Raw genomic sequence first — 22,274 nt, forward strand, 5'->3', positions numbered from 1 at the left:
AGAACACAGGACTACACCAGATGACTGACCAGCCAAAAGGCGAGCTTGTCTGCAACGCCAGCGAGATACAGCTCAAGCAGGCGCTGCGGATCCTGATCGATGACTACCCCGTAGCCATCGTGAAGGACTCCATGGGCGAAATCCACGCCATCGGTGACACGTGCTCGCACGCGGATATCTCACTCTCCGAAGGGGAGATCGAAGGCTGCAAGATCGAATGCTGGGGCCACGGCTCCCAGTTCGACCTCCGCAGCGGCCAGCCGCTCCAGCTGCCGGCCTATGACCCCGTTCCTGTTTTTGCCGTGGCCGTTCACGGCGACGACGTCTACGTGGACGTCACCAACGTTGTGAACGGTGCCGAAGTCCCGAACTTCAGCTGACAGCGCTCAACGCCGTCCGCACCCCGCTTTAGAAAACTTTTCAGCCGAGAAACCGCACCGCCGCCGGAGGGCACGGTGCAGAGGAGAACAAGACACATGTCTACTCTTGAGATCAAGGACCTGCACGTCAGCATTGAGACGGAGCAGGGCACCAAGGAGATCCTTAAGGGCGTCAGCCTGACCATTAAGACCGGCCAGACCCACGCCATCATGGGCCCGAACGGTTCAGGCAAGTCCACCCTGGCGTCCACCATCGCCGGCCACCCGCGTTACAACGTCACCAGCGGTTCCATCACGCTGGACGGCGAAGACGTCCTGGCCATGAGCGTGGACGAGCGCGCCCGCGCGGGTGTGTTCCTGGCCATGCAGTACCCCGTTGAGGTTCCGGGCGTCTCCATGACCAACTTCCTGCGGACCGCCAAGACGGCCATCGATGGCGAAGCACCCAAGCTGCGCACCTGGACCAAGGACGTCAAGGCCGCCATGCAGCAGCTGCGCATCGACGCCGACTTCGCCCAGCGCAACGTCAACGAAGGCTTCTCCGGCGGCGAGAAGAAGCGCGTGGAGATCCTCCAGCTCGAGCTCTTCAAGCCGAAGTTCGCCATCCTGGACGAGACTGACTCCGGCCTCGACGTGGACGCACTCAAGGTTGTTTCCGAGGGCGTCAACCGCGCGCACGCCGAGGGCAAGATGGGCACGCTGCTCATCACGCACTACACCCGCATCCTGCGCTACATCAAGCCGGACTTCGTGCACGTGTTCGTCGACGGACAGGTTGTCGAAGAGGGCGGCCCGGAACTGGCCGACCGACTCGAAGAAGAAGGCTACGACCGTTACGCCACGGGCGCAGGTGCAGCCACCATCGCTGCGGCCAGCGCTGTGGCACAGGCCTAGTTAGGACACCGCCATGACCGAAATCAAAGCGGCCCGTACGGGCCTCGAAGATGTCGAAGAGGCACTCAAGGACGTCATTGACCCCGAGCTCGGAGTCAACATCGTTGACCTGGGCCTGCTCTACGGCCTGAAGTACTCCGACGACGACGGCGCCCTGCTGATCGACATGACGCTCACCACGGCGGCCTGCCCGCTCACGGACGTCATCGAGGAGCAGGTGGGCAAGGCCCTCGACGGCGTCGTGGATGACTGGCGGCTGAACTGGGTCTGGATGCCGCCATGGGGTCCCGAGCGGATCACCGAAGACGGACGCGACCAGATGCGGGCACTCGGCTTCAACATCTGAGCCCTGCCCGCCCGGTAGACATACCTTGTTGATATACGACGGCGCTGGGTCACCTTCCCAAGGAAGGCGACCCGGCGCCGTCGTACTTTAAGCGATTGCCAGCAGCCGATAGAGCTACAGCGTGGAGGCGCTGAACGTGTCGCACTGGTTGATGTCGCCGGTCTGGTAGCCCTGGTAGAACCACTTCTGCCGCTGGGCGCTGGAGCCGTGGGTCCACGCCTCCGGTGAGACCCGGCCGGTGGCTGCTTCCTGGATGCGGTCGTCACCGACGGCCGATGCCGCGGACAGCGCATCGTTCAGGTCCTGCTGGGTGAGCGGTTCAAGATAGGGCTGGCCGGTCTTGGGATCCTGCTGCGTTGTGGCGTACCGGACCCAGAGCCCGGCATAGCAGTCGGCCTGCAGCTCCACCCGGACGGCGCCCGATTCGGGGCCCTGCGGATCCTGCTGGGCCCGGTCGAGGTTGCCCAGGACGTTCTGGACGTGGTGGCCGAATTCATGCGCCACCACGTATTCCTGGGCAAGTGGCCCGCCGGAAGAGCCGAAGCGGTCCACCAGGTCCTGGAAGAAGCCCGGGTCGAAGTAGGCGGTGGTGTCGGCGGGGCAGTAAAACGGACCAACATCGGAGGTTGCGCCGCCGCAGCCGGTATTGGTGGCCCGGCTGAAGATCACTGTCGTGGGGCGCGGATACTCCGTGTTGTACTGGGCCAGATACGCCGGCCAGAATGCATTGAGGCTGTTGACCGTTCCCGTGATGCGGCAGTCGAGGCGGGCGTCGGCGTCGGCACCGCTCTCGCAGGCCGGTGCACTTCCCTGGCTCTGCGGGTCCGGCGCCGTCCCCGTCAGGCCTTCCAGCAATTGCGGGTTGACCCCAAACAGGGCGGCCAGCAGAAGGATGATTCCGCCCCCGATTCCGCCACCGATTTTAGTCCCACGACCCATGCCGCGCCGGTCCTGGACCTGGGACGGATCCAGCTGGACGTTGTCATTGAAACTCATATTGTCACAATAGCCTTCGCGGACAGGCCGGGACCCGTGCCCGGCCGGTAAAGTTGATCCGATGCCTTTCCTCAACAGACTTCAACGCTGGGCCGATGACCGCCCCGACGATACCGCCGTCGTCGTGGCCGGCCGGCACCTCAGCTGGGCCGCCCTTCGGGACGCCGCCGCGGCGCGGATTCCGGAGGCCGGAGCGGTGAGCGTGCTCGCCGAGGCCAACTCCGTGGACTTCGCCGTGTCCTTCGCCGCTGCCGTGGCAGGGGACCGGCAATGCGCCGTCCTCGATCCCACCTGGCCAGGGCAGCTCAAGGCTGACATTGCGGCCCGGCTGGACGCCACCGTCGGCACTCCGATGCCTGTGCAGCCGGAAGTTGCACCGGCCCAAGCCGGCCCGGCCCTACGCACGGAACTCCATGACGGGCCACCGGAATCTCCCTTCCTGATCGGCCTGACGTCCGGCACCACCTCCGTGCCCAAGGCGTTCACGAGGTCGAGGCGTTCGTGGCAGCTTTCCTTCCAGGCGTCCATCGAGTTCTTCGGACTCACAAAGCAGGACAAGACGCTCGCCCCGGGTCCGCTGGCAGCCAGCCTCAACCTGTACGCCCTCTCCGAGTGCCTGTACGCCGGCTCCGAGTTCCATACCCTGGAGTCGTTCGACGTCGGTGACGTGCACGCCGCCATCACGCATGACGGCATCACCCGGCTGGTCCTGGTCCCCACCATGCTCCGGCTGCTCAGCGAGCGGGGACTGGCCGGCGGCGTGGACGCGTCAGGCATTACCTCCATCATTTGCGCCGGGTCCAAGCTGGATGCCCGCACCCTCGAGGCCGCCCGCCGGTGGGCGCCCAAGGCCACCATCTTCGAGTACTACGGCGCGTCCGAACTGAGCTTCGTTTCCGGTGCGGGCCTGCGCGCCGGCAAGCCGCTGGACGCCGGCGGAACGGGCATCGGGAAACCCTTCCCCGGCGTGGACGTCCGGATCCTGGGCGACGACGGCGAACGGCTTCCCGACGGCACGGATGGCAACATCTGCGTCCGCAGCGGCATGGTCAGCAACGGCTATTTGTGGGGAGACGACGGGCAGGCGCTTCGCTGCTTCGACGGCTGGTACACGGTGGGGGACCAGGGGTACCTGCAGGACGGCGAGCTTCACATCCTGGGCCGGCGCTCCGACATGATCATCACTGCCGGCAAGAATGTCTATCCGCATGAGGTGGAACTGGCCCTGGCCTCCGTCCCCGGTGTCGCGGCTGCCGTGGCTGCGGGCATGGCCGATGACGTCCGCGGCCAGAGGGTGGTGGCCGGCGTCGTCCCCTCCCACGGCGGCATCACGGCCACGCAGCTTAAGGCCGGGCTGGACGGTGTCCTGCCCAGGGACAAGCGGCCTCTGCAGTACTTTGCCTTGGCGGAGCTGCCAGTGACGGACCGCGGGAAAGTCAGCCGGCAGCTGCTGCTGGACTGGGTTGAAACCGGCGACGCCAGGATCCGCCGCCTTGCCTGAGCCGCTGCCGGAGACGGTTCCTGGACAGGCCGGCGTCCGCGCCGGTAATACGGCGCTGCCGCCTGACCGCCAGCCGGTGGTCATCGCGGCCCTGCGCACGCCCATCCGACGGGTCAACGGGGCGTTCAAGGACCTCCGCGCGCACGAGCTCCTGGCGCCCGTCCTTCGCGGCCTCCTGGAAGGGACCGGCCTGCCGGCGGCGGCCGTTACGGACGTGGTGATCGGCAATGCCGTGGGAGCCGGCGGCAATGTTGCCCGCCTGGCCGCCCTGGAGGCCGGACTGCCGGTCAGCGTTCCCGGGGTCACCGTGGACAGGCAATGCGGCTCCGGGCTCGACGCCATTGTGCTCGCCTCGCGGCTGGTGGCAGCCGGGGGAAACGGGGCGTATCTTGCCGGCGGGGTTGAAAGCATCAGCACGGCTCCCCTCCGCGCCAACAGGGCAGCCGACGGCAGCCCCGAATTCTTCCGCCGGGCGCAGTTCGTGCCGCTCAGCTACGGCGATCCGGACATGGGAACCGCGGCGGACAACGTCGCCGAGGCCTTCGGGATCAGCCGCGAGCGGCAGGACCGGTTCGCGTTGCAGAGCCACGTGCGGGCCCTGGCGGCAGCAGCATCCGGAACGTACACCGGCGAAATCATCCCGCTGCCGGCGGCGTCCGGGAACGTGGAGTCAGACGACGGTCCGCGGGCCAGCCTGACGGCCGCCCTGATGTCGCGGTTCCCGCCGGCGTTCACGGAGGGCGGTACTGTCACCGCCGGGAATTCCTGTTTCGATGCCGACGGCGCGTCCGCCGTCGTGATCACTTCGCTGCAGCGGGCGCGGGAACTGGGGGCCGCCGACGGCTTCCTGGTGCTCGGCACCGACACGGCAGGTGTGGACCCGCGGGTTCTGGGCATGGGTGCCGCCGCTGCGGCGGAGCGGCTCCTGGCCCGGCACGGTGTTCGGGCCGCGGACATTGGCTTGGTGGAATTCAACGAGGCCTTCGCCTCACAGACCCTCGCCTGCCTGGACGCCCTCGGCATTGACCCCGAGCGGGCAAACCTCGACGGCGGTGCGCTGGCCCTGGGCCACGCGTACGGCGCGTCCGGTGCTGTCCTGGTGACGAGGCTCCTCGCCAAGGCGCGCAGCGACGCTGCCCAGGGGCGCGGGGGCGCGGTTCATAGGGGAGGGGATGGTGCGGCCGGACAGCTGGCACTGGCCATGATCAGCATTGCCGGCGGCATGGGAACCGCGGCCCTCTTCAGGTACGAACGTCTCGACCGGATGGCCGCAACGTCTTAGCGGTCTCCCTGGCGCGGGTAGTCGTCATCGTCGGGTTCTCCCAGCCCGCGGGCAGCCAGGGCATCGCCGGTCTGGCGGGCATAGGCCACCGTAGTGATGAAGACCGGCAGGACCAGTGCCCTCGGGTTCCGTTCCAGGCCGCGCGCCCGTGCCGAATCCCGCACTTCCGAGTATGCCCCGGCGATGAACGGAATGCTCCGGAGCATGATCGCGATGGTCAGGGCGAAGCGCTCGGGGTCCGCGCCGAAGCGCCGGAACGGCACAGCCAGCGAGACGACGCCGTCGAGGAGCCGCTGCATCGGCGTGGTGGCGGTCAGAATAGACGCCGCAACGACGCAGACCAGGACGTTAAGGACGATCCGCGCCGCAACAGGACCTCCCAGCTGCCACCACTGGAACAGGCCGATGGCAAGCAGCACCGGCAGAATGGGTCGGACTGCCTTGTACAGGCGCGCGGGACCGGCGCCGCTGAGCAGGAACAGGGCACACATGAGCCCCAGCACCGCCGCGGCGACCGCCCAGTCCACCACCAGGAACGATCCCATGCCGCAGCCCACCACCACCAGGAACTTCAGCCAGAGCGGCGCCCGGTGGACAGGTGACGTGCCGGGAACGTAGTTCACCAGCAGGAATGCCTTGCCGCTCACCTGACCTCCGGACGCCGCGGCGGTACGGTGGCGCTGACCGGCGGGAGGCCGGCAGCTGACAGCTCCCGGTAGTGCTCGACGGCGGCGGCAGCACCGCCGTCGAACACCACCTGTCCGGATTCCACCACCAGGACGCGGTCCATGTCCCGGACTAGCTCCAGGTCGTGCGTGGACATAACAATCTGCTGGCTGAGGCCCGAAATGGTCCGCCGCAGCAGTTCGCGGTTGCGCAGGTCCAGCAGCGTGGACGGCTCATCCAGCACCAGGACTGCAGGTTCGACGGCGAGCACGGCGGCCAGGGCCATCAGCTGCCGTTCGCCGCCCGAGAGCTCGTAAATGCTTTGGTCCGCCAGCGGCATCAGCCCGAAGCGGTTGAGGATCGCCTCGGCAGCCAACCGGCGCTCCATGGTGTTCCGGACGGACCGGCGCAGGGACAGCTCAACATCCTCCCGGCCGGTGGGCATTACGAGCTGGGACAGGGGATCCGTGAAAACAAACCCGACCTTCCGGCGCACGGCACGCACGGACCTGACGGTATCGTCGCCGTCAACGGTCACGGTTCCCACACTCGGTGCCACGAGACCGTTGAGGAGCCGCAGGAGCGTGGACTTCCCGGACCCGTTGGCTCCGATGACGCCGATCCGCCGTTCCGTAAGATTCAGCGAGATGCCGCGCAGGAGTGTCTTGGGCTGCGGGCTGCCGTCCACCGCCACCCGGACCTCGACTCCGTCCAGACGGATGCCGCCCATGCTAATTGGCTGCCTGGCCCGCTCCGGAGTTCCGGACGCCGGCGCGGCGGATCAGGAGATCCGGGAATGCCTTGTGCAGGGCGAGGGCGATGCTGACGGCCAGGATGTTCTTGATGATGTCTCCCGGGTAGTAGGCGAGGTCCAGGAGGAATGCCTTGGAAAGGTCCAGCTTGGCGTTAACCATCATGCCCAGCACGCCCAGGCCGTGGACCAGCACAATGCTCGTGGCCATGGCCGCGGCGAAGAGGAACAGCCCCCGGTACTTCAAGGAGCGGCGGAGCACAATGGTGGTTAGCCAGCCGACCGTCAGGGCAGCGAGCGGAAAGGCGATGATGTAGCCGGCGGAGGGGCCGGCGAGGATCCCGAGCCCGCTCCTGCCGCCGCTGAAGATCGGCAGGCCGGCCAGCCCCAGCAGGGTGTACAGGCCGACGGCGGCGAACGCCCGGCCGGGACCCAAGGCCAGACCTGTCAGCATCACGGCGAGTGTCTGCAGGGTAATGGGGACGCCGAGTCCGCCCACGGGGATGGCCGCAATGAGCGCGGAGCCGGCCACGAGCGCGGCGAAGACGGCGATGAGGCCGAGATCCGTCGCGTTCCAGCGCTTCCGGCCGGGTTTACTGCCTGACTTAACGCCGGAGGCGGTCTGGCTGGTGGCGCCACTGTCAGTCTTGGTCATGGGAGGTCCTGTCGGTTAGTGCAGATGCAAGGCAACTGGGATGGGGGCAGCCGCCCGCGTGCAGACGCTTCCCCCTCCATTCCGACGATACGTCTCCGGCCGCGGCCATATTTTGTAGGGGATCCACTAACGGAGGGCGCCGGCTCTGGACAGGGTACCCAAAAGATGACATCCACGGGCCCCGGTGCCGAGGTAATCCGGGGGGAGTGGTGCCGGTAGACTGGTAAAGGCCGTTCTCTCGGCCACACTGCCCCGGCCCTGCCCAGACTCCATCCGTTGTGCCGTGGCGTTCCCTGTTGTGAAAGGCCTTAGCTGCATTGATTACCGTCCAGGATCTCGAACTGCGCGCCGGCGCCCGCCTCCTTATGGACCAGGTGAGCTTCCGGATCGACAAGGGAGACAAGATCGGCCTTGTCGGCCGTAACGGTGCAGGCAAGACCACGCTTACCCGGGTCCTCGCCGGCGAAGGCCTGCCTGCCGGCGGCAAGGTGACCCGCAGTGGCGAGATCGGCTACCTTCCCCAGGACCCCCGCACACCGGACATGGAACAGCTCGCCCGCGACCGGATCCTCTCCGTCCGCGGACTGGACATCGCCGTCGGCAAGCTCCGGCTGGCCCATGAAGAGATGGCCAGCGAGGACGCCGCCGTCCAGCGCAAGGCGATGAACCGCTATGACCGGCTGGAATCCGAATTCCTGGCCGCCGGCGGCTACGCTGCCGAAGCCGAGGCCGCAGCGATCTGCTCGAACCTCGCCCTGCCCGACCGCCTGCTGAACCAGCCGCTCAAAACCCTGTCCGGTGGGCAGCGGCGCCGTGTGGAACTCGCCCGCATCCTGTACTCGGACGCGGAGACCATGCTCCTGGATGAGCCCACCAACCACCTCGACGCCGACTCCATCTCCTGGCTGCGCGAGTTCCTGAAGAACCACCAGGGCGGCCTGATCGTGATCAGCCACGACACGGAACTGCTTGAAGCCACTGTGAACAAAGTCTTCCTGCTGGATCCCAACCGCGCCCAGATCGACTTCTACAACATGGACTGGAAGCGCTACTTGCAGCAGCGCGAAACGGACGAGCGCGCCCGCAAGCGGGAGCGCGCGAACGCGGAAAAGAAGGCCCAGGTCCTCTTCGACCAGGCCAACAAGATGCGCGCCAAAGCCACCAAGGCCGTCGCCGCGCAGAACATGGCCAAGCGTGCCGAGCGTCTGCTGGGCGGGTTGGAAGCCGTGCGCGCGACCGACCGCGTGGCAGCCCTGCGATTCCCGGATCCGTCACCCTGCGGCAAGACTCCGCTCACTGCGGACGGCCTCAGCAAGTCCTACGGCTCGCTGGAAATCTTCACCGACGTGGACCTGGCCATCGACCGCGGTTCCAAGGTGGTCATCCTGGGCCTCAACGGCGCCGGTAAGACCACCCTGCTGCGCATGCTGGCTGGCGTCGACAAGCCGGACACCGGCGAAGTCGTTGCTGGCCACGGGCTGAAGGTGGGCTACTACGCCCAGGAGCACGAGACGCTCGACGTGGACCGTTCCGTCCTGCAGAACATGCGCTCCTCCGCCCCGGACATGAATGACGCGGAAGTACGCAACATCCTGGGCTCGTTCCTGTTCTCCGGCGACGACGTCGACAAGCCGGCCGGTGTGCTGTCCGGTGGCGAGAAGACGCGCCTCGCCTTGGCCACAATCGTGGCCTCAAGCGCGAATGTGCTGCTCCTCGATGAGCCCACGAACAACCTCGACCCGGCCAGCCGCGCCGAAATTCTCGGTGCCCTGAGTAACTACACCGGCGCCGTTGTGCTGGTGAGCCACGACGAGGGTGCCGTCGCGGCGCTGAACCCCGAGCGCGTTGTGCTGCTGCCCGATGGCATCGAAGACCACTGGAACGAAGACTACCTGGACCTGATTACGCTGGCGTAGGCCGCGTTACGTAGGCGCCGTTTTGTCACCGCCAATGCGGCGCCTTCGCTAACGTACCTGGAGTTCTTCTGCGCCGGTGATCCTGTGCAGGTCCTCGTAGGTGATGGAAAACATCGAGTTGTGGTCTCCGGCTCCTGCCCAGAGGACGTCGTGGTCTTTGAGCGACTCGTCCAGCAGGGTCCTAAGTTTCTCCGGGTGCCCGACGGGGGCCACTCCGCCGACTTCCTGGCCCGTGTGTTCCAGGACGAACTCGGGGGAGGCGCGGCGGATCCTGCCGGTGCCCAGTTGCGCGGCAACTTTGTGGACGTCCACCTTGGCTGCACCGCTGGCCAGGATCAGCAGCGGAACACCCTCCAGGTTGAACACCAGGCTGTTGGTGATTGCCGCGACGTCGCAGCCGAGCGCGGCGGCCGCCGCTGCCGCCGTCGGAACTTTCGAGTCGAACACCGTCACGGTGTCTTCGGCACCCAGTGCAGTGAGGGTGCGTTTCACGTTTGCCACCGGTTCGGGAAAGGCATCAAGGGTCATCGGTCAGTACCCCTGGGCGTCCAGAATCGCGTCTTCCTCTTCCTCCGCCGTCGGCTGTTTCCGCTTCCGGGGAGCGGGGCGGCGGCGGTTCGCGGCCATGGCATACTCGGGCGCACTGTCCGCCGTGGCGTCCTGCGCATCGATCTCCGCGTTCCTCGCCTGTTGGCGGGCCGCGTAGCCGAACCCGATGAACATCAGCACGCCGAAGGCGAACCACTGCAGCGAATAGGACAGGTGGGTTCCCTCTTCCACCGAAGGCTTCGGGAACGGGTACGGCATTGCGGCGGCGGCCGGCGTTTCGGAGGCGAGCTGCCCGTAGGCGCCCGTCAGCACGGGGTAGCCCAGCTGGGCGGCGTAGGCCGGGAGGTCGATGGAAGCAAGCTGTCCGTCCGGGGCGCCACGCTGAAGTTCAGGTTCACCCGGTTTCAGGCGCACGATCACCGTGACTTCGCCGGAGGGCGGCTCAGGAACGGAATCGGGGCGGCCCGGGGTGTTGTTGCCGATCGGGAGCCAGCCGCGGTCCACCACAACCGTCTGTCCGCTGTTGATCTTGAAGGGAACCACCACTTCGTAGCCTGGCTGCCCGTTGAGCGGGCGGTTCCGTACAACCCTCTGGCCGTCGACGTCGTAGCTGCCCTTCAACTCAACCTGGGTCCACTCCTTGTCTGCCTCCAGCCGGGAAAACTGCTCCTCTGCTTCGGCGAACGGCAGGGGAGTGGCCGAGTAGTTGGACGTGACCCGGTTGATCTCCGCGAGGGTCTCGGCCCTGCGGTCCATCTGCCAGCGGCCCAGGAACACGCAGGCTGTGGCAAAGATCGCAGCCAGCAGCAGATAGCCCAGCCACTTGCTGGAAAACAGGAAGCGGTACATTCAGCTTTCCCTGCCTGACGCGGTTGCCAGGTCCAGCGGCACCGTTTCTTTCCAGAGGCCACGGGTCTGCAGGTAATCTTCCAGCCACAGCCGGTGCTCGTCGCAGGCGAGCCAGATCTTGCGGCGTTCGGGCGTGTGGATCTTGGGGTTGTTCCACAGCAGCTGCCAGGCGGCACCGGACCGGCAGGCCTTCCTGGAGCACATGGGCGCAGCCGCTTCGGCAGGCGCAGCGCCGCCTCCCGCCAGGTCAAAAATGTTCATGAAGCTGCCCGTTCCTGGCCGTCGCTGTCGTCTTCGTCCTCGATGAGTTCGCCCTGGAGAACCGTTGGACCTTCGTCTTCTGCAGCTGCCGGTGCTTCCGGCGCTTCGAGCTCCGCCAGCGGGGCGGAATCGAGCAGGTAATCGCTGTGAATCTCCGCCTTGTCGCTCCCGTTGGCAATGACCACTGCAATCCAAGGCAGGAACACCGCACCGGCAATCGGGACAACCTTGAACCAGCCGTCAACGACGAACACCAGGATCAGGCAAACCATGCGGATGCCCATGGCCACGGCGTACTTGATCATCCGCCCGCGCATCTCTTCCGAGTGGGCAGAGGCGGCATCCGTAATGCTGTGCACCTGGGCGTCACCAGAGACGGCGTCCGGTTCACCGGGCATCGAATGTCCGGGTCGTTTTGCAAGTGTCACGGCTGTTTCATCACGCTCCCAAGGCTTAACCCAATTCTCTCACCCTCAACAGTGCCGCCCAAACGCGGGCTAAGATCGGAGGCAGTAAAAATCCCGCCCCTCACCGCGGTACCCCATGCCGCAGAATCCCGGAGCAAACTATGACTGAAGCAGCATCAACCGGCCGCAGCGTTCTGATCACCGGCGGCAACCGAGGCATCGGACTGGCCATTGCCGAGGCCTTCCAGGCCAACGGCGACAAAGTCGCGGTGACGTACCGCAGCGAGTCGGCGCTTCCGGAAGGAATCCTTGGCGTCAAGGCCGATGTGACCGATGAGGCTTCCGTTGACGCTGCCTTTGCAGAGGTTGAAGCTGCGCACGGACCGGTGGAGGTCTTGGTGGCGAACGCCGGCATCACCAAGGACACACTGCTGATGCGCATGAGCGAAGACGATTTCACCTCGGTCATCGACACCAACCTGACCGGTGCCTTCCGGGTTATCAAGCGGGCCTCCAAGGGCATGATCCGCATGCGCAAGGGCCGGGTTGTGCTGATTTCCTCGGTGTCCGGACTGTACGGCGCCCCCGGCCAGATCAACTACTCCGCCTCCAAGGCCGGACTTGTGGGGATTGCCCGTTCGCTGACGCGCGAACTCGGCGGCCGCGGGATTACCGCCAACGTCGTGGCACCGGGGTTCATCAACACGGACATGACGGCGGAACTGCCGGAAGCCACGCAGAAGGACTACCTGTCCAAGGTTCCCGCGGGCCGTTTCGCCGAAGCCGCAGAGGTGGCGAACGTGGTGCGCTGGATCTCCAGCGATGAGGCGTCCTACATCTCCGGTGCAGTCATCCCGGTGGACGGCGGCCTGGGCATGGGGCACTAGCCCCTCCCGCACTCCCTCCGCCCGCTCCAAGGTCCGCGTGCACGACGGGACCTTATGCCCATTACACGCCCCGCGGCCGGGTGTGTAATGGGCATACGGACCGGTCCACGCCACGGCCGGCCGCATCCGTGGGGAAACAAGACTAGGGAGCTATCATGGCCGATCTCAATAAATGGACGCCATCTGAGTTTCTGGAGCCGTTCCGGCGGTTCCTTGACGGGGACCTGACACAGTCGTCAATCCGCGTGGAGCAGTTCCTGGACGGCAGCACCCTGGTGGTGCGTGCGGAACTGCCCGGCATTGATCCCGAGACTGACGTGGACGTCTCGGTGGCCGACGGGATGCTGCACCTTAAGGCGGAGCGCGAGGAAAAATCCGAGCATCAGGACAAGAACGGCTACCGCTCGGAATTCCGCTACGGCGCATTCTCGCGAAGTGTCTCCCTGCCGCCCGGTGCCCGCGAGGAAGACGTCACGGCCACGTACAAGGACGGTGTCCTGGAAGTGCGCGCGCCGGCACCTGAGCAGGCACCAGCCACCGAGAAGCGCAAGATCCCGGTGAACCGCAGCTAGGGACGTTCGGAATCACCGCCACAAACCTTGGGACGGGCTGACGACGGAACCCGGTCCGCTCCGTCGTCAGCCCGCTTCCTTGCGTGCTTCCCCAAGCCAGCTGGCAACTTCGTCGTCGAGGTCGGCCATCGATCGCAGCTCCAGGTGATGCATCCACACGCCCTTGGACGGGTTGACCACCTCCTTGAACCGTCCCGAAGCGAGCGGCCGGCGCAGGGCAATGGACAGGACGGCGGGAACGTCCGACTTGATATACCGGGCGGGCCACCACATGTAGGCAAACCCCCGCCGCCCGCGGAATGCCACCTGGCTTTTGGTTGCCTTCACCGTCGACGGCGGGAAGCCAGCCAGTATGCGCTGGACGCCCCGAAACAGTTCCAGCCCCTGCGGTGAACCGCTGAAGACCTCCTCCGGAGTGGACTCCTCGGCAGCGCCCCGGCTCACGGCACGGCTCCGGATGACTCGCCCCGCAGTTTCATGGCCGTGAGCCTACGCCGTGCAGCCCTGCCCAACAATGGCCGCTCCGCGAACCAGGGGCGCCGCTGGCCGACAGCGGCCCCAGCCCGCCGGGAACTATCCCCAGCCCGCCGGGAACTATCCCGAGCCCGCTTCTTTGTTGACGTCAAACAACTGAATTCTTCTCCTGCGCTGGCATGATGGATGGCAGACCCACAGATTTTGGACGTTTGGAACAAAGGAGCTCGAATGGGATTGCTGGACAACAAGACTGCCATTGTGACCGGTTCGTCGAGGGGGATCGGCGCCGATGTTGCCAAGCTCCTCGCGGCCGAAGGTGCCGCCGTTGTGGTGAATTACCGCCAGAAGGCCCCGCGCGCCAACAAGGTTGTGGCCGAAATCGAGGCGGCCGGCGGCCGTGCGGCGGCGGTCGGAGCCGACCTCACCACGCAGGAAGGTGTCCAGGCCCTGGCCAGCGCGGCCATGGAGAACTTCGGCTCGCTCGACGTCCTGGTCCTGAACGCTTCCGGCGGCATGGAATCGGGCATGGAAGAGGGCTACGCCCTGAAGCTGAACCGCGATGCCCAGGTCAACATGCTCAACGCCGCCGTGCCGCTGATGCGCGAAGGCTCCCGCGTGGTGTTCATCACGAGCCACCAGGCCCACTTCATCGGCTCCGTGCCCACCATGCCGGAATATGAGCCCGTGGCACGCAGCAAGCGCGCCGGCGAGGATGCCCTGCGCGCCCTGATCCCGAACCTTGCGGACAAGGGAATCTCGCTGGTGGTGGTTTCCGGCGACATGATCGAAGGAACCGTTACGGCCACGCTGCTTGACCGGTCCAACCCGGGCGCCATCGAAGCCCGCCGCGCGGAGGCCGGCAAGCTGTATTCCGTTGCGGAATTCGCCGCGGAGATCGCCAAGATGGTCACGGCCGACGTCGAAACCGGCCACACCGAGTACGCCGGCGGTGCCGACTACTTCGGCAAGAGCGCCGGCCAGGCAGGCTGACGCTTCCGCACCACGATCCACAAAGGAAAGGCCGGGCGAATGCCCGGCCTTTCCTTTGCGCTCTTTCATCAGGGCGCTGGCAATGCCAGCGCGGCCAGCGCGGCCCTCGTGTCAGACCCCGGCGATGTGCCGCACGGCATCCAGGTATGGCATATTGACGGCTGCGTCCGCTGCCGCGCGCACGGCGGGCTTGGCGTTGAAGGCCACGCCGATCCCGGCGGCACTGAGCATGTCAAGGTCATTGGCGCCGTCGCCCACGGCAATGGTGTGCTCCATGGGGATACCTTCGGCAGCGGCCCACTCGCGGAGGTACTTCTCCTTCGCCGCACGGTCGATCACCGCACCGAGCACCTTGCCGGTCAGCGCGCCGTCGACAATTTCCAGCTCGTTGGCGATCCAGTAATCCATCCCGAGGTCCTCCGCGATGGGGCGGAGGATCTGGTTGAAACCGCCGGATACCACTGCCACGGCGTGGCCGGCCGCCTTGAACGCCGCCACAAGCTCCGCGGCCCCTTCGCTGAGTTTCACCTCGGCCCGGACGGAATCGACGACGTCGGCCGGCAGTCCGGCGAGGACGGCCACCCGCGCATGGAGGCTCTGGGCGAAGTCGAGCTCGCCGCGCATGGCCGCCTCGGTAACCGCGGTGACCTCTTCCTTCTTCCCTGCATACGCGGCCAGGAGTTCAATGACTTCCTGCTGGATCAGCGTGGAATCCACGTCCATGATGAGGAATTTGCGGGGCGCCGTCCGCAGGGCCGCGGGAACGATCGCCGTGTCCATTCCGCTGAAGCCTGCTGCGGCCACGTCCTGCCGCAGCGCGCCGATCTCGGCGGCGGTCCCGGACGCCACGGAGAAGTCCACCGTATACACCTCGAAACGCTCGTCGCCGGTGCGGGATTCGACGGCGAAAGACGCGCCTGACCCGGTCAGCAGGGAACGGAGGTGCTCCAGTTCCGCAGGGGACAATTTCACGCCGTAGCTGACCGCAGTCACGTTCGAACTCATGGCTGCAATCTTAGCCAGCGCCATCCCGCCGCCCGAATTCGTTTCGTCCCGCCCTGCGGCCGGTTCCGCACGGAATGTTCCAGTTATCAGTCACACGCTGTTTTGTCCTAGTGTCTACTTCTATGAGTGATGTTCTTGAAATGGCTGCCGTCAGCGTTGTCCGCGGAGCTAAAACGCTCCTCAACAAAGTGAACTGGCAGGTCAAAGAAGGCGAACGCTGGGTAATCCTTGGACCCAACGGCGCCGGCAAGACCACTCTGCTCCAGATTGCGGCGGCGCGGCTCCACCCCACGAGCGGTATGGCCGGGATCCTGGAAGAAATGCTGGGGGCTGTTGACGTCTTCGAACTCCGGCCCCGCATCGGCCTGTCTTCCGCCGCGCTGGCCAACCAGATTCCCGAGCACGAGAAAGTGCTCAACGTGGTGGTGACGGCGGCCTACGGCGTGACCGGACGCTGGCGCGAGGGTTACGAGAAGGACGACGAACGCCGCGCGTTCCGGCTCCTCAATGAGTGGGGCATGGGCCCGCTCCTGAACCGCGCGTTCGCGTCCCTGTCCGAAGGCGAACGCAAACGCGTCCAGATTGCCCGTGCCCTCATGACGGACCCGGAACTGCTCCTTCTGGACGAGCCTGCCGCAGGGCTGGATCTTGGCGGCCGTGAAGACCTGGTGCACCGCCTCAGCGAACTGGCGCTGGACGACACGGCCCCGGCCATTGTGCTTGTGACGCACCACCTTGAGGAGGTCCCGCCGGGCTTCACCCACGCCATGCTGATGCGCGACGCCGGCGTTGTGGCAGCCGGACCCATTGCTGAGGTCCTGACATCGGAGCACCTCAGCGAGACCTTCGGCCTGCCCCTCGACGTCACGGTCAACGCGGGACGCTACGCCGCCACCGCACGCCGCTAATCGCGCGGCCAGCCTAGCGTGGACTTACTCAGCGGCGTCTTCGTCTTTTTTGCCGGGCTGTGGGCCGGAACCATCAACAGCGTGGTGGGCTCGGGCACCCTGGTCACCTTTCCCGTCCTCATTGCCCTGGGAACTGCGCCGGTAACTGCCTCCATCAGCAATGCCATGGGGCTCGTGGCCGGCAACGCCGCCGGTGCCTGGGGGTACAGGAAAGAACTTGCAGGGCGCGGCCAGCAGCTTCTCCGGCTCCTGCCTGCATCCCTTCTGGGTGGCATCAGCGGTGCCTGGCTGCTGTTGCACCTCCCGGAAAAGGTCTTCCACTACGCCGCCCCCGCCCTGATTGTGCTGGCCCTGCTGATGGTGGTGTTCCAGCCCCGGCTCCAGCAGTGGGTGAGGGACCGGGAGGAGAACCCGGAGCATGCCATCCGGGACAAACGGCACGGCGTGCTCCTGATCGTGTTGGTGTTCCTGGCCGGCGTTTACGGCGGCTACTTCGTGGCGGCGCAGGGCATCCTGCTGGTGGGCATCCTGGGCGTCTTTATGACGGGAACCATCCAGAACGCCAACGCCATGAAGAACATCCTGGTGCTGGGCGTGAACATCGTGGCGGCGGCGTCCTACCTGCTGTTCGCGTTCGGCCGTATTAACTGGGCCGTGGTGGGGATCATCGCGGTCAGTTCCCTCATTGGCGGCGTCATAGGGTCCAAGGTAGGCCGCAGGCTCTCCCCGCCGGTCCTCCGAGGTGTCATCTTTACCCTTGGCCTCGTGGCCCTAGGTTTCATGATCGCCAACCTCCTCAAATGACCCGCCCAAAATGCCTGTAGAAATGACCTTCCGGTGACCCTCCACTACCTCGAATCCTCTGACGATCCGCGCGTGTCCGATTACACCCGGCTGACGGATGTCCACCTCCGCAAAGTCCGGGAGCCCGCGGAAGGGATGTACATCGCGGAATCATCGCGGGTCCTCCGCCGGGCCCTCGCTGCCGGCCACCGGCCCCGGTCCTTCTTCCTCGCGGAGAAGTGGCTTGAGGACCTGGCCGATGTGTTCAGCGACTTCCCGGACGTGCCGGTCTACATCGGCAGTGCCGCCCTGCTGGAGGACATCACGGGCTTCCACCTGCACCGCGGCGCAATGGCGGCCATGCACCGTCCGGCACCCGTCCCGCTGCCGGAACTGCTGGCCGGTGCCCGCAGGGTGGCCGTCCTTGAGGACATCGTGGACCACACGAACGTCGGTGCCATCTTCCGGTCCGCGGCTGCCTTGGGCGTGGACGCGGTGCTGGTCTCGCCCCGGTGCGGCGACCCGCTCTACCGGCGCAGCGTCCGGGTGAGCATGGGCACCGTGTTCCAGGTTCCCTGGGCGCGCCTGGAGTCCTGGCCGGCCGATCTTGAGGTGCTGCGCGGGCAGGGGTTCACGGTCGCGGCGATGGAGCTCACCGGCGACGCCGTGGACCTCGACGAGCTGGCCGCCCGGAATCCGGACAAGCTGGCGCTGGTCCTGGGCACGGAAGGCGCCGGAATGAGCGCCGAGACCCTCGCCGCCGTCGACCTCGCCGTCAAGATTCCGATGCGCGCAGGCGTCGATTCGCTCAACGTCGCGGCGGCGTCCGCCGTCGCTTTCTGGGAACTGCGGCCCCGGGACTGACTCCCGGAAGGCCGCGCCCCCGCCTGTCGGACGCTTCCGTCGGGCGCCCCTGCCGGTTCGTGCGTTGAGCGTGTTTAGGCTAGGATTGAGTGTTGGTCCGGGCACCTGACGTTTTTTGACGTTGTTCCGCGACCCGCATCCCATTCATACCTGGCAACTGGCAAAATCCAGTTGTACGAACAAAGGTCCAATTATGAAGTCCAATACCCACCCGAAGTACGAAGCTGTTGTATTCAACGACCTGGCTTCCGGCGTCAAGTTCCTGACCAAGTCCACCGTGTCTTCCAAGAAGACCATCGAGTGGGAAGACGGAAACACCTACCCGGTCATCGACGTCGAAATCTCCTCCGAGTCCCACCCGTTCTACACGGGCAAGCAGCGCATCATGGACTCTGCAGGCCGCGTCGAGCGCTTCAACGCTCGCTTCAAGGGCTTCGGCGGCAAGAAGTAACAACTTCTCCCCAAGGTCTATTGGAAAAGCCCGCACCGGCAACGGTGCGGGCTTTTGCGTTCGTGGGGCAGGATGGAATGCATGACATTCCCTCCTTTTGAGACCGGCCCGGCGGACGGCACGCACGACGACGGCGGCCGGCGCCACGGTGAGTACAAGGTCCCGGGCGGCAAGCTGGTTATGGTGGATTTCGACGTCGTCGGCGGGCACCTCGCGCATGTCTCCGTCAGCGGTGACTTCTTCCTGGAACCCGACGAAGCGCTCCTGGACATCAACCGCGCCCTGACCGGGCTCCCGGAGACAACGGCTGCGGCGGACATCTCCGCGGCCGTCACCGCCGCGCTCCCCGACGATGCCGTCCTGTTCGGGTTCTCCGCCGACGCCGTATCCGTCGCGGTCCGCAGGGCGCTGGCGAAAGCCACCGGCTGGGCGGACCACCACTGGAATGTCATAGCCCCGTCGGTGCTGCCGACGCACGTCAACGTCGCCCTGGACGAGGTCCTCACCGAGGAGGTGGGTGCCGGACGCCGCAATCCCACGCTCAGGTTCTGGGACTGGGAGGAGCCCTCCGTGGTGATCGGCAGCTTCCAGTCCGTGCGCAACGAGATCCATCCCGACGGCGTCGCCCGCCACGGCATCACCGTGGTGCGCCGGATCAGCGGCGGGGGAGCGATGTTCATGGAAGCGGGCAACTGCATCACCTATTCGCTGTACCTGCCCCAGACCCTCGTGGACGGCATCAGCTTCGCCGACTCCTACGCGTTCCTTGACGCCTGGGTCATGGCCGCACTGGAGAAACTGGGCATCAGCGCCTTCTATGTGCCCCTCAACGACATCGCCACGGAACAGGGCAAGATCGGCGGTGCGGCGCAGAAGCGCCTGGCCAACGGCGGCATGCTGCACCACGTGACCATGAGCTACGACATCGACGCCGACAAGATGGTGGAGGTCCTGAGGATCGGCAAGGAAAAGCTCTCGGACAAGGGCACCACCAGCGCGAAGAAGCGGGTGGATCCGCTGCGCCGGCAGACGGGCCTTGCCCGGGCGGAAATCGTCGAGGCCATGATGGATGTCTTCAGCGGCCGGTACGGGGCAACACCGTCGGTCCTGAGCGATGCGGAGCTTGCCGCCGCCAGGGACCGTGTCGCAACCAAGTTCGGAACCGAGGAATGGCTACACCGGGTGCCCTGAGTGAACCGGGTCTCCTAGGACACGGCGGCCTGCAGCGCTGCGGCCTGGGCTTTGAGGGCACGGTGCAGGTGGCTCCGCTGCTCGATGATGATGCGGCGCAGCGCCCGCGGTGCCGCGGGATGCTGTGCGAGCCAGTCATCGGCGCGGACCAGGACCGGGTGCTCCTCGGGCAGTCCGCCGGCGAGGTCCTGCCCTGCGGGGAACAGGCCGCGAACGATCCGGCTGGCAATCTCGATGCTGCGCTCCGCCCAGACTTTCTCCAGGCAATCGAAGTACGGCTCAACGAACGGGTCCAGCAGCGTGTCCGGCGCGGTGTTGAAGCCGGCAATCGTGGCGCTGAGGAGCTGGTTGGAGAGAGCGGTGCCGTTGACGGCCGCGTCCCACGCAGCGGTTTTGACGGCGGCGTCCGGCCGGGCAGCCAGCGCCGTGGCGTGGCCGGCCCGGCCAGACGCTGTGGTGTCGCGGGCCAGTTCGGCAGCCAACTCGGCCTCGGACGCCTGCCCGTTGGCTGCCAGGGCGTGCCACAGGCTCCAGCGGAGCTCCGGGTCAACGGCCAGGCCTTCGACCACCGTTGTCCCGTCCAAAATCCCCCGCACGAGGTCCAGCCTGCCCGTGGCCTGCCTGCTTGTGGTGGCGAGTGCCCTCGCCCAGGCCAGCTGGTGGTCCGACCCGGGTTCGGCCGCCACGAGTTCGCGGGCAGCAGCGTCGAGGAAACTGTTCCGTGCCGCAGCCCGTTCCGGAGCAGGGACATAGCGGTCGATGGCAGTGGTCGCGTTGCCCAGGACATTCAGCAGCACGCCGATGCCCTGTTCGGCAGGGCCGAATTTTTCCACCGCCGCAACATAGCGGTCCGCGGGTGCCACGGCGTCACGCGCTGCGTCCCAGAGGGCCGTCCAGCAGAGCGCCCGTGCCATCGGATCCTGCAGGGCGCCAAGGGACGCCCGCGCGGTCGCTTCCGAGCGGGGATCAAAGCGGACCTTCACGTAGCTGAGGTCGTCGTCGTTGACCAGGAGGAGCGCCGGTACCGGCCTGCCCGCGAGCTCCGTCACGACAGTGCGGCCGCCGGTCAGGTCCGTCTCCACGCTGTCCACCCTGACCAGCGCGCCGTCGGCCTTGAAATCGTAGAGCCCGATCCGAAGCCGGTGCGGCCGCAGTTCCTGGCGTCCCGTGGTGGGGTCCACCGCGTCCTGGACGAGGGCAACGCTGCCGAGCACGCCGTCGTGCTCTTCGATTTCGGCAGTGACGGTGGAGATCCCCGAGGTCTGCAGCCATTGGCGGGCCCACAGGGTCAGGTCCCGGCCCGACGCCTCGCCCAGGGCGGCCAGCAGGTCAGCCAGGGTGGTGTTGCCGTAGGCGTGGTCCCGGAAATACCGGCGCGAACCGGCGATGAACGCCTCAAAACCGACATAGGACACGAGTTGCTTCAGCACGGACGCGCCCTTGGCATACGTGATGCCGTCGAAATTCTGCTTGGCTGCCTCCAGGTCCGGAATGTCGGCAACAATCGGGTGGGTGGTGGGCAGCTGGTCCTGGACATAGGCCCAGGCCTTGCGGTTGTTGGCGAAGTTCACCCACGCCGTATCCCAGTCCGTGGCGCGGTCCACGCCCAGTGTGCCCATGTAGTCGGCAAAGGATTCCTTGAGCCAGAGGTCGTCCCACCATTGCATGGTCACGAGGTCGCCGAACCACATGTGCGCCATTTCGTGCATGAGGGTGTTCGCCCGTCCCTGGTACTGGGAGTCGGCCGCCCGCGACGTAAAGACGTAGTTTTCGGTGAAGGTGACCAGCCCGGGGTTTTCCATGGCACCGAGGTTGTATTCGGGCACGAAGGCCTGGTCGTACTTGCCCCAGGGATACGGATAGTCGAACAGGTTGTTGAAGAACCCGAGTCCCTGCTTGGTGAGCTGAAACAGGTGGTCGGTGTCGAAGGACCCGGCCATGGATGCGCGGCAGTACAGCGCCAGGGGGACCTCCAGGGCGGTCCCGTCGTCGAGGGTTCCGCTCCAGTGGTCCTCCGCCCTGAAGTACGGCCCGGCCAGGACGGTGGTGATGTAGGTGGACATCCGCCCCGTGGGCGCGAAGTCCCACCGGCTGGTTGCCGGATCGCTGGTGAGCTGGGTGCGGCCGGCTTCGGCACCGTTGGAGGCGACCTGCCAGTCCGACGGCGCCATCACGTGGAAGGTGAACTCCGCCTTGAGGTCCGGCTGCTCAAAGTTCGCAAACACGCGGCGGGCATCGGCAGGCTCGTATTGGGTGTAGAGGTAGCACTGGCCGTCCGCCGGATCGAAGAAGCGGTGCATGCCCTCGCCGGAGGTGCTGTAGAGCGCCGTGCCGGTGACGGTTACCTGGTTGTCCGCCTGGAGGTTGTCCAGCCGGATGCGGGATCCGTCCACTACGTCCTTGACGGCGAGCCCTTTTCCGTTCAGGAAAACGCTGTGCACGTCGCTGCTGATGAAGTCCAGGAAGGTGGACGCGCCCGGTTCCTGCGCCGAAAAGTTGATGACGCTGCGGCTGGTGTATCCGCGGACCTCCGGATCCTGCGCCAGGCGGACGTCAAGCGAAACGTCGTAGCTGTGGGTGGTGATCAGGGCTGAGCGTATTGCCGCTTCATCGCGGTGCAGGTTCTCATTCGACACCAAGCTATTGAATCACGAGCCCTGCCCCGGCATCCGCGCGCGGGCAGTCAACGCGGG

At 66.2% G+C, this 22,274-nt stretch carries 25 protein-coding genes; 14 read left to right on the forward strand and 11 right to left on the reverse strand.

Going from position 1 to position 22,274, the window contains the following annotated elements:
- Positions 1-20: 20 nt before the first annotated feature.
- The 3 genes from CXQ91_RS12270 (at position 21) to CXQ91_RS12280 (ending at position 1,620) form a co-directional block, all read left to right on the forward strand.
- Positions 21-380, forward strand: a complete 360-nt coding sequence (locus CXQ91_RS12270) for a non-heme iron oxygenase ferredoxin subunit (RefSeq protein ID WP_104174201.1) — start codon at positions 21-23, stop codon at positions 378-380.
- A 96-nt stretch (positions 381-476) separates the two neighbouring features.
- Positions 477-1,274 (forward strand): Fe-S cluster assembly ATPase SufC, encoded by a 798-nt coding sequence (sufC, locus tag CXQ91_RS12275; protein ID WP_104174202.1) that lies wholly within the window; start codon positions 477-479, stop codon positions 1,272-1,274.
- Between the two features lie 13 nt (positions 1,275-1,287).
- The gene (locus CXQ91_RS12280) at positions 1,288-1,620 is read left to right on the forward strand and encodes a metal-sulfur cluster assembly factor (RefSeq protein ID WP_011691953.1); all 333 of its coding nucleotides are present in this window, start codon (positions 1,288-1,290) and stop codon (positions 1,618-1,620) included.
- Between the two features lie 114 nt (positions 1,621-1,734).
- Here CXQ91_RS12280 and CXQ91_RS12285 read toward each other — a convergent pair whose 3' ends face one another.
- Complete coding sequence (locus CXQ91_RS12285) at positions 1,735-2,616, reverse strand: neutral zinc metallopeptidase (protein ID WP_104174203.1); 882 nt, start codon at positions 2,614-2,616, stop codon at positions 1,735-1,737.
- Positions 2,617-2,677: 61 nt separating this feature from the next.
- Here CXQ91_RS12285 and CXQ91_RS12290 point away from each other — a divergent pair, with 61 nt between their 5' ends.
- A complete protein-coding gene (locus CXQ91_RS12290) occupies positions 2,678-4,117 on the forward strand; it encodes a class I adenylate-forming enzyme family protein (RefSeq protein WP_104174204.1) in 1,440 nt (479 codons plus the stop codon).
- Between the two features lie 4 nt (positions 4,118-4,121).
- Positions 4,122-5,399: a thiolase family protein gene (locus CXQ91_RS12295; protein ID WP_374953660.1), complete on the forward strand. Its 1,278-nt coding sequence runs from the start codon at positions 4,122-4,124 to the stop codon at positions 5,397-5,399.
- Here CXQ91_RS12295 and CXQ91_RS12300 read toward each other — a convergent pair.
- From CXQ91_RS12300 to CXQ91_RS12310, 3 genes are read right to left on the reverse strand one after another with little or no spacing between them, the layout of a single operon-like run.
- Complete coding sequence (locus CXQ91_RS12300; RefSeq protein ID WP_104174205.1) at positions 5,396-6,046, reverse strand: energy-coupling factor transporter transmembrane protein EcfT; 651 nt, start codon at positions 6,044-6,046, stop codon at positions 5,396-5,398. The two genes, CXQ91_RS12295 and CXQ91_RS12300, sit on opposite strands and share 4 nt — an antisense overlap.
- Positions 6,043-6,795 (reverse strand): energy-coupling factor ABC transporter ATP-binding protein, encoded by a 753-nt coding sequence (locus CXQ91_RS12305; protein ID WP_104174206.1) that lies wholly within the window; start codon positions 6,793-6,795, stop codon positions 6,043-6,045. Before CXQ91_RS12305 ends, CXQ91_RS12300 begins: the two co-directional genes overlap by 4 nt.
- A 1-nt stretch (position 6,796) precedes the next feature.
- Complete coding sequence (locus CXQ91_RS12310; protein ID WP_104174207.1) at positions 6,797-7,471, reverse strand: biotin transporter BioY; 675 nt, start codon at positions 7,469-7,471, stop codon at positions 6,797-6,799.
- 317 nt (positions 7,472-7,788) lie between these two features.
- Between CXQ91_RS12310 and CXQ91_RS12315 the strand changes: the two genes are divergently transcribed.
- Entirely contained in the window at positions 7,789-9,387 is a 1,599-nt protein-coding gene (locus CXQ91_RS12315) for an ABC-F family ATP-binding cassette domain-containing protein (protein ID WP_104174208.1), read from the forward strand.
- A 48-nt stretch (positions 9,388-9,435) separates the two neighbouring features.
- On the opposite strand, the gene CXQ91_RS12320 is transcribed toward CXQ91_RS12315, so the two are convergent.
- The 4 genes from CXQ91_RS12320 to CXQ91_RS12335 are packed head-to-tail and all read right to left on the reverse strand — an operon-like array spanning position 9,436 to position 11,474.
- Positions 9,436-9,915 (reverse strand): YbaK/EbsC family protein, encoded by a 480-nt coding sequence (locus tag CXQ91_RS12320; RefSeq protein WP_104174209.1) that lies wholly within the window; start codon positions 9,913-9,915, stop codon positions 9,436-9,438.
- A gap of 3 nt (positions 9,916-9,918) precedes the next feature.
- Positions 9,919-10,785: an SURF1 family protein gene (locus CXQ91_RS12325; protein ID WP_104174210.1), complete on the reverse strand. Its 867-nt coding sequence runs from the start codon at positions 10,783-10,785 to the stop codon at positions 9,919-9,921.
- Positions 10,786-11,046 (reverse strand): hypothetical protein, encoded by a 261-nt coding sequence (locus CXQ91_RS12330; RefSeq protein ID WP_104174211.1) that lies wholly within the window; start codon positions 11,044-11,046, stop codon positions 10,786-10,788.
- Entirely contained in the window at positions 11,043-11,474 is a 432-nt protein-coding gene (locus CXQ91_RS12335; RefSeq protein WP_374953656.1) for a DUF3099 domain-containing protein, read from the reverse strand. Before CXQ91_RS12335 ends, CXQ91_RS12330 begins: the two co-directional genes overlap by 4 nt.
- 140 nt (positions 11,475-11,614) lie before the next feature.
- Between CXQ91_RS12335 and CXQ91_RS12340 the strand changes: the two genes are divergently transcribed.
- Together CXQ91_RS12340 and CXQ91_RS12345 are read left to right on the forward strand one after the other, a co-directional pair.
- A complete protein-coding gene (locus CXQ91_RS12340) occupies positions 11,615-12,340 on the forward strand; it encodes a beta-ketoacyl-ACP reductase (protein WP_104174213.1) in 726 nt (241 codons plus the stop codon).
- A gap of 155 nt (positions 12,341-12,495) precedes the next feature.
- Positions 12,496-12,912: an Hsp20/alpha crystallin family protein gene (locus tag CXQ91_RS12345; protein WP_104174214.1), complete on the forward strand. Its 417-nt coding sequence runs from the start codon at positions 12,496-12,498 to the stop codon at positions 12,910-12,912.
- Between the two features lie 66 nt (positions 12,913-12,978).
- Here the strand turns inward: CXQ91_RS12345 and CXQ91_RS12350 are convergent, their stop codons facing one another.
- Positions 12,979-13,356 carry a DUF5655 domain-containing protein gene (locus CXQ91_RS12350; protein ID WP_219816518.1) on the reverse strand — a complete coding sequence of 126 codons (378 nt, stop codon included), beginning with the start codon at positions 13,354-13,356 and terminating at the stop codon, positions 12,979-12,981.
- Positions 13,357-13,617: 261 nt separating this feature from the next.
- On the opposite strand from CXQ91_RS12350, the gene CXQ91_RS12355 reads away from it, so the two are divergent.
- Positions 13,618-14,379 carry an SDR family oxidoreductase gene (locus tag CXQ91_RS12355; RefSeq protein WP_104174215.1) on the forward strand — a complete coding sequence of 254 codons (762 nt, stop codon included), beginning with the start codon at positions 13,618-13,620 and terminating at the stop codon, positions 14,377-14,379.
- 111 nt (positions 14,380-14,490) lie between these two features.
- Here the strand turns inward: CXQ91_RS12355 and serB are convergent, their stop codons facing one another.
- Positions 14,491-15,384, reverse strand: a complete 894-nt coding sequence (gene serB, locus CXQ91_RS12360; RefSeq protein ID WP_104174345.1) for a phosphoserine phosphatase SerB — start codon at positions 15,382-15,384, stop codon at positions 14,491-14,493.
- Between the two features lie 122 nt (positions 15,385-15,506).
- Between serB and CXQ91_RS12365 the strand changes: the two genes are divergently transcribed.
- The 5 genes from CXQ91_RS12365 (at position 15,507) to CXQ91_RS12385 (ending at position 19,581) form a co-directional block, all read left to right on the forward strand.
- Positions 15,507-16,292, forward strand: a complete 786-nt coding sequence (locus tag CXQ91_RS12365; protein WP_104174216.1) for an ABC transporter ATP-binding protein — start codon at positions 15,507-15,509, stop codon at positions 16,290-16,292.
- 18 nt (positions 16,293-16,310) lie between these two features.
- Entirely contained in the window at positions 16,311-17,096 is a 786-nt protein-coding gene (locus CXQ91_RS12370; protein WP_104174217.1) for a sulfite exporter TauE/SafE family protein, read from the forward strand.
- A gap of 33 nt (positions 17,097-17,129) precedes the next feature.
- Positions 17,130-17,939: an RNA methyltransferase gene (locus CXQ91_RS12375; RefSeq protein ID WP_104174218.1), complete on the forward strand. Its 810-nt coding sequence runs from the start codon at positions 17,130-17,132 to the stop codon at positions 17,937-17,939.
- 193 nt (positions 17,940-18,132) lie between these two features.
- Positions 18,133-18,390, forward strand: coding sequence for a type B 50S ribosomal protein L31 (locus CXQ91_RS12380; RefSeq protein WP_011691973.1), 258 nt, complete (start codon positions 18,133-18,135; stop codon positions 18,388-18,390).
- Between the two features lie 81 nt (positions 18,391-18,471).
- On the forward strand, positions 18,472-19,581 hold the full coding sequence (locus CXQ91_RS12385) for a biotin/lipoate A/B protein ligase family protein (RefSeq protein WP_181038868.1): 1,110 nt from the start codon (positions 18,472-18,474) through the stop codon (positions 19,579-19,581).
- A gap of 14 nt (positions 19,582-19,595) precedes the next feature.
- Here the strand turns inward: CXQ91_RS12385 and pepN are convergent, their stop codons facing one another.
- Positions 19,596-22,217 (reverse strand): aminopeptidase N, encoded by a 2,622-nt coding sequence (gene pepN / locus CXQ91_RS12390; RefSeq protein WP_104174220.1) that lies wholly within the window; start codon positions 22,215-22,217, stop codon positions 19,596-19,598.
- Positions 22,218-22,274 lie beyond the last annotated feature (57 nt).

The organism is Arthrobacter sp. Y81 (assembly GCF_002929335.1).
GTDB lineage: Bacteria > Actinomycetota > Actinomycetes > Actinomycetales > Micrococcaceae > Arthrobacter.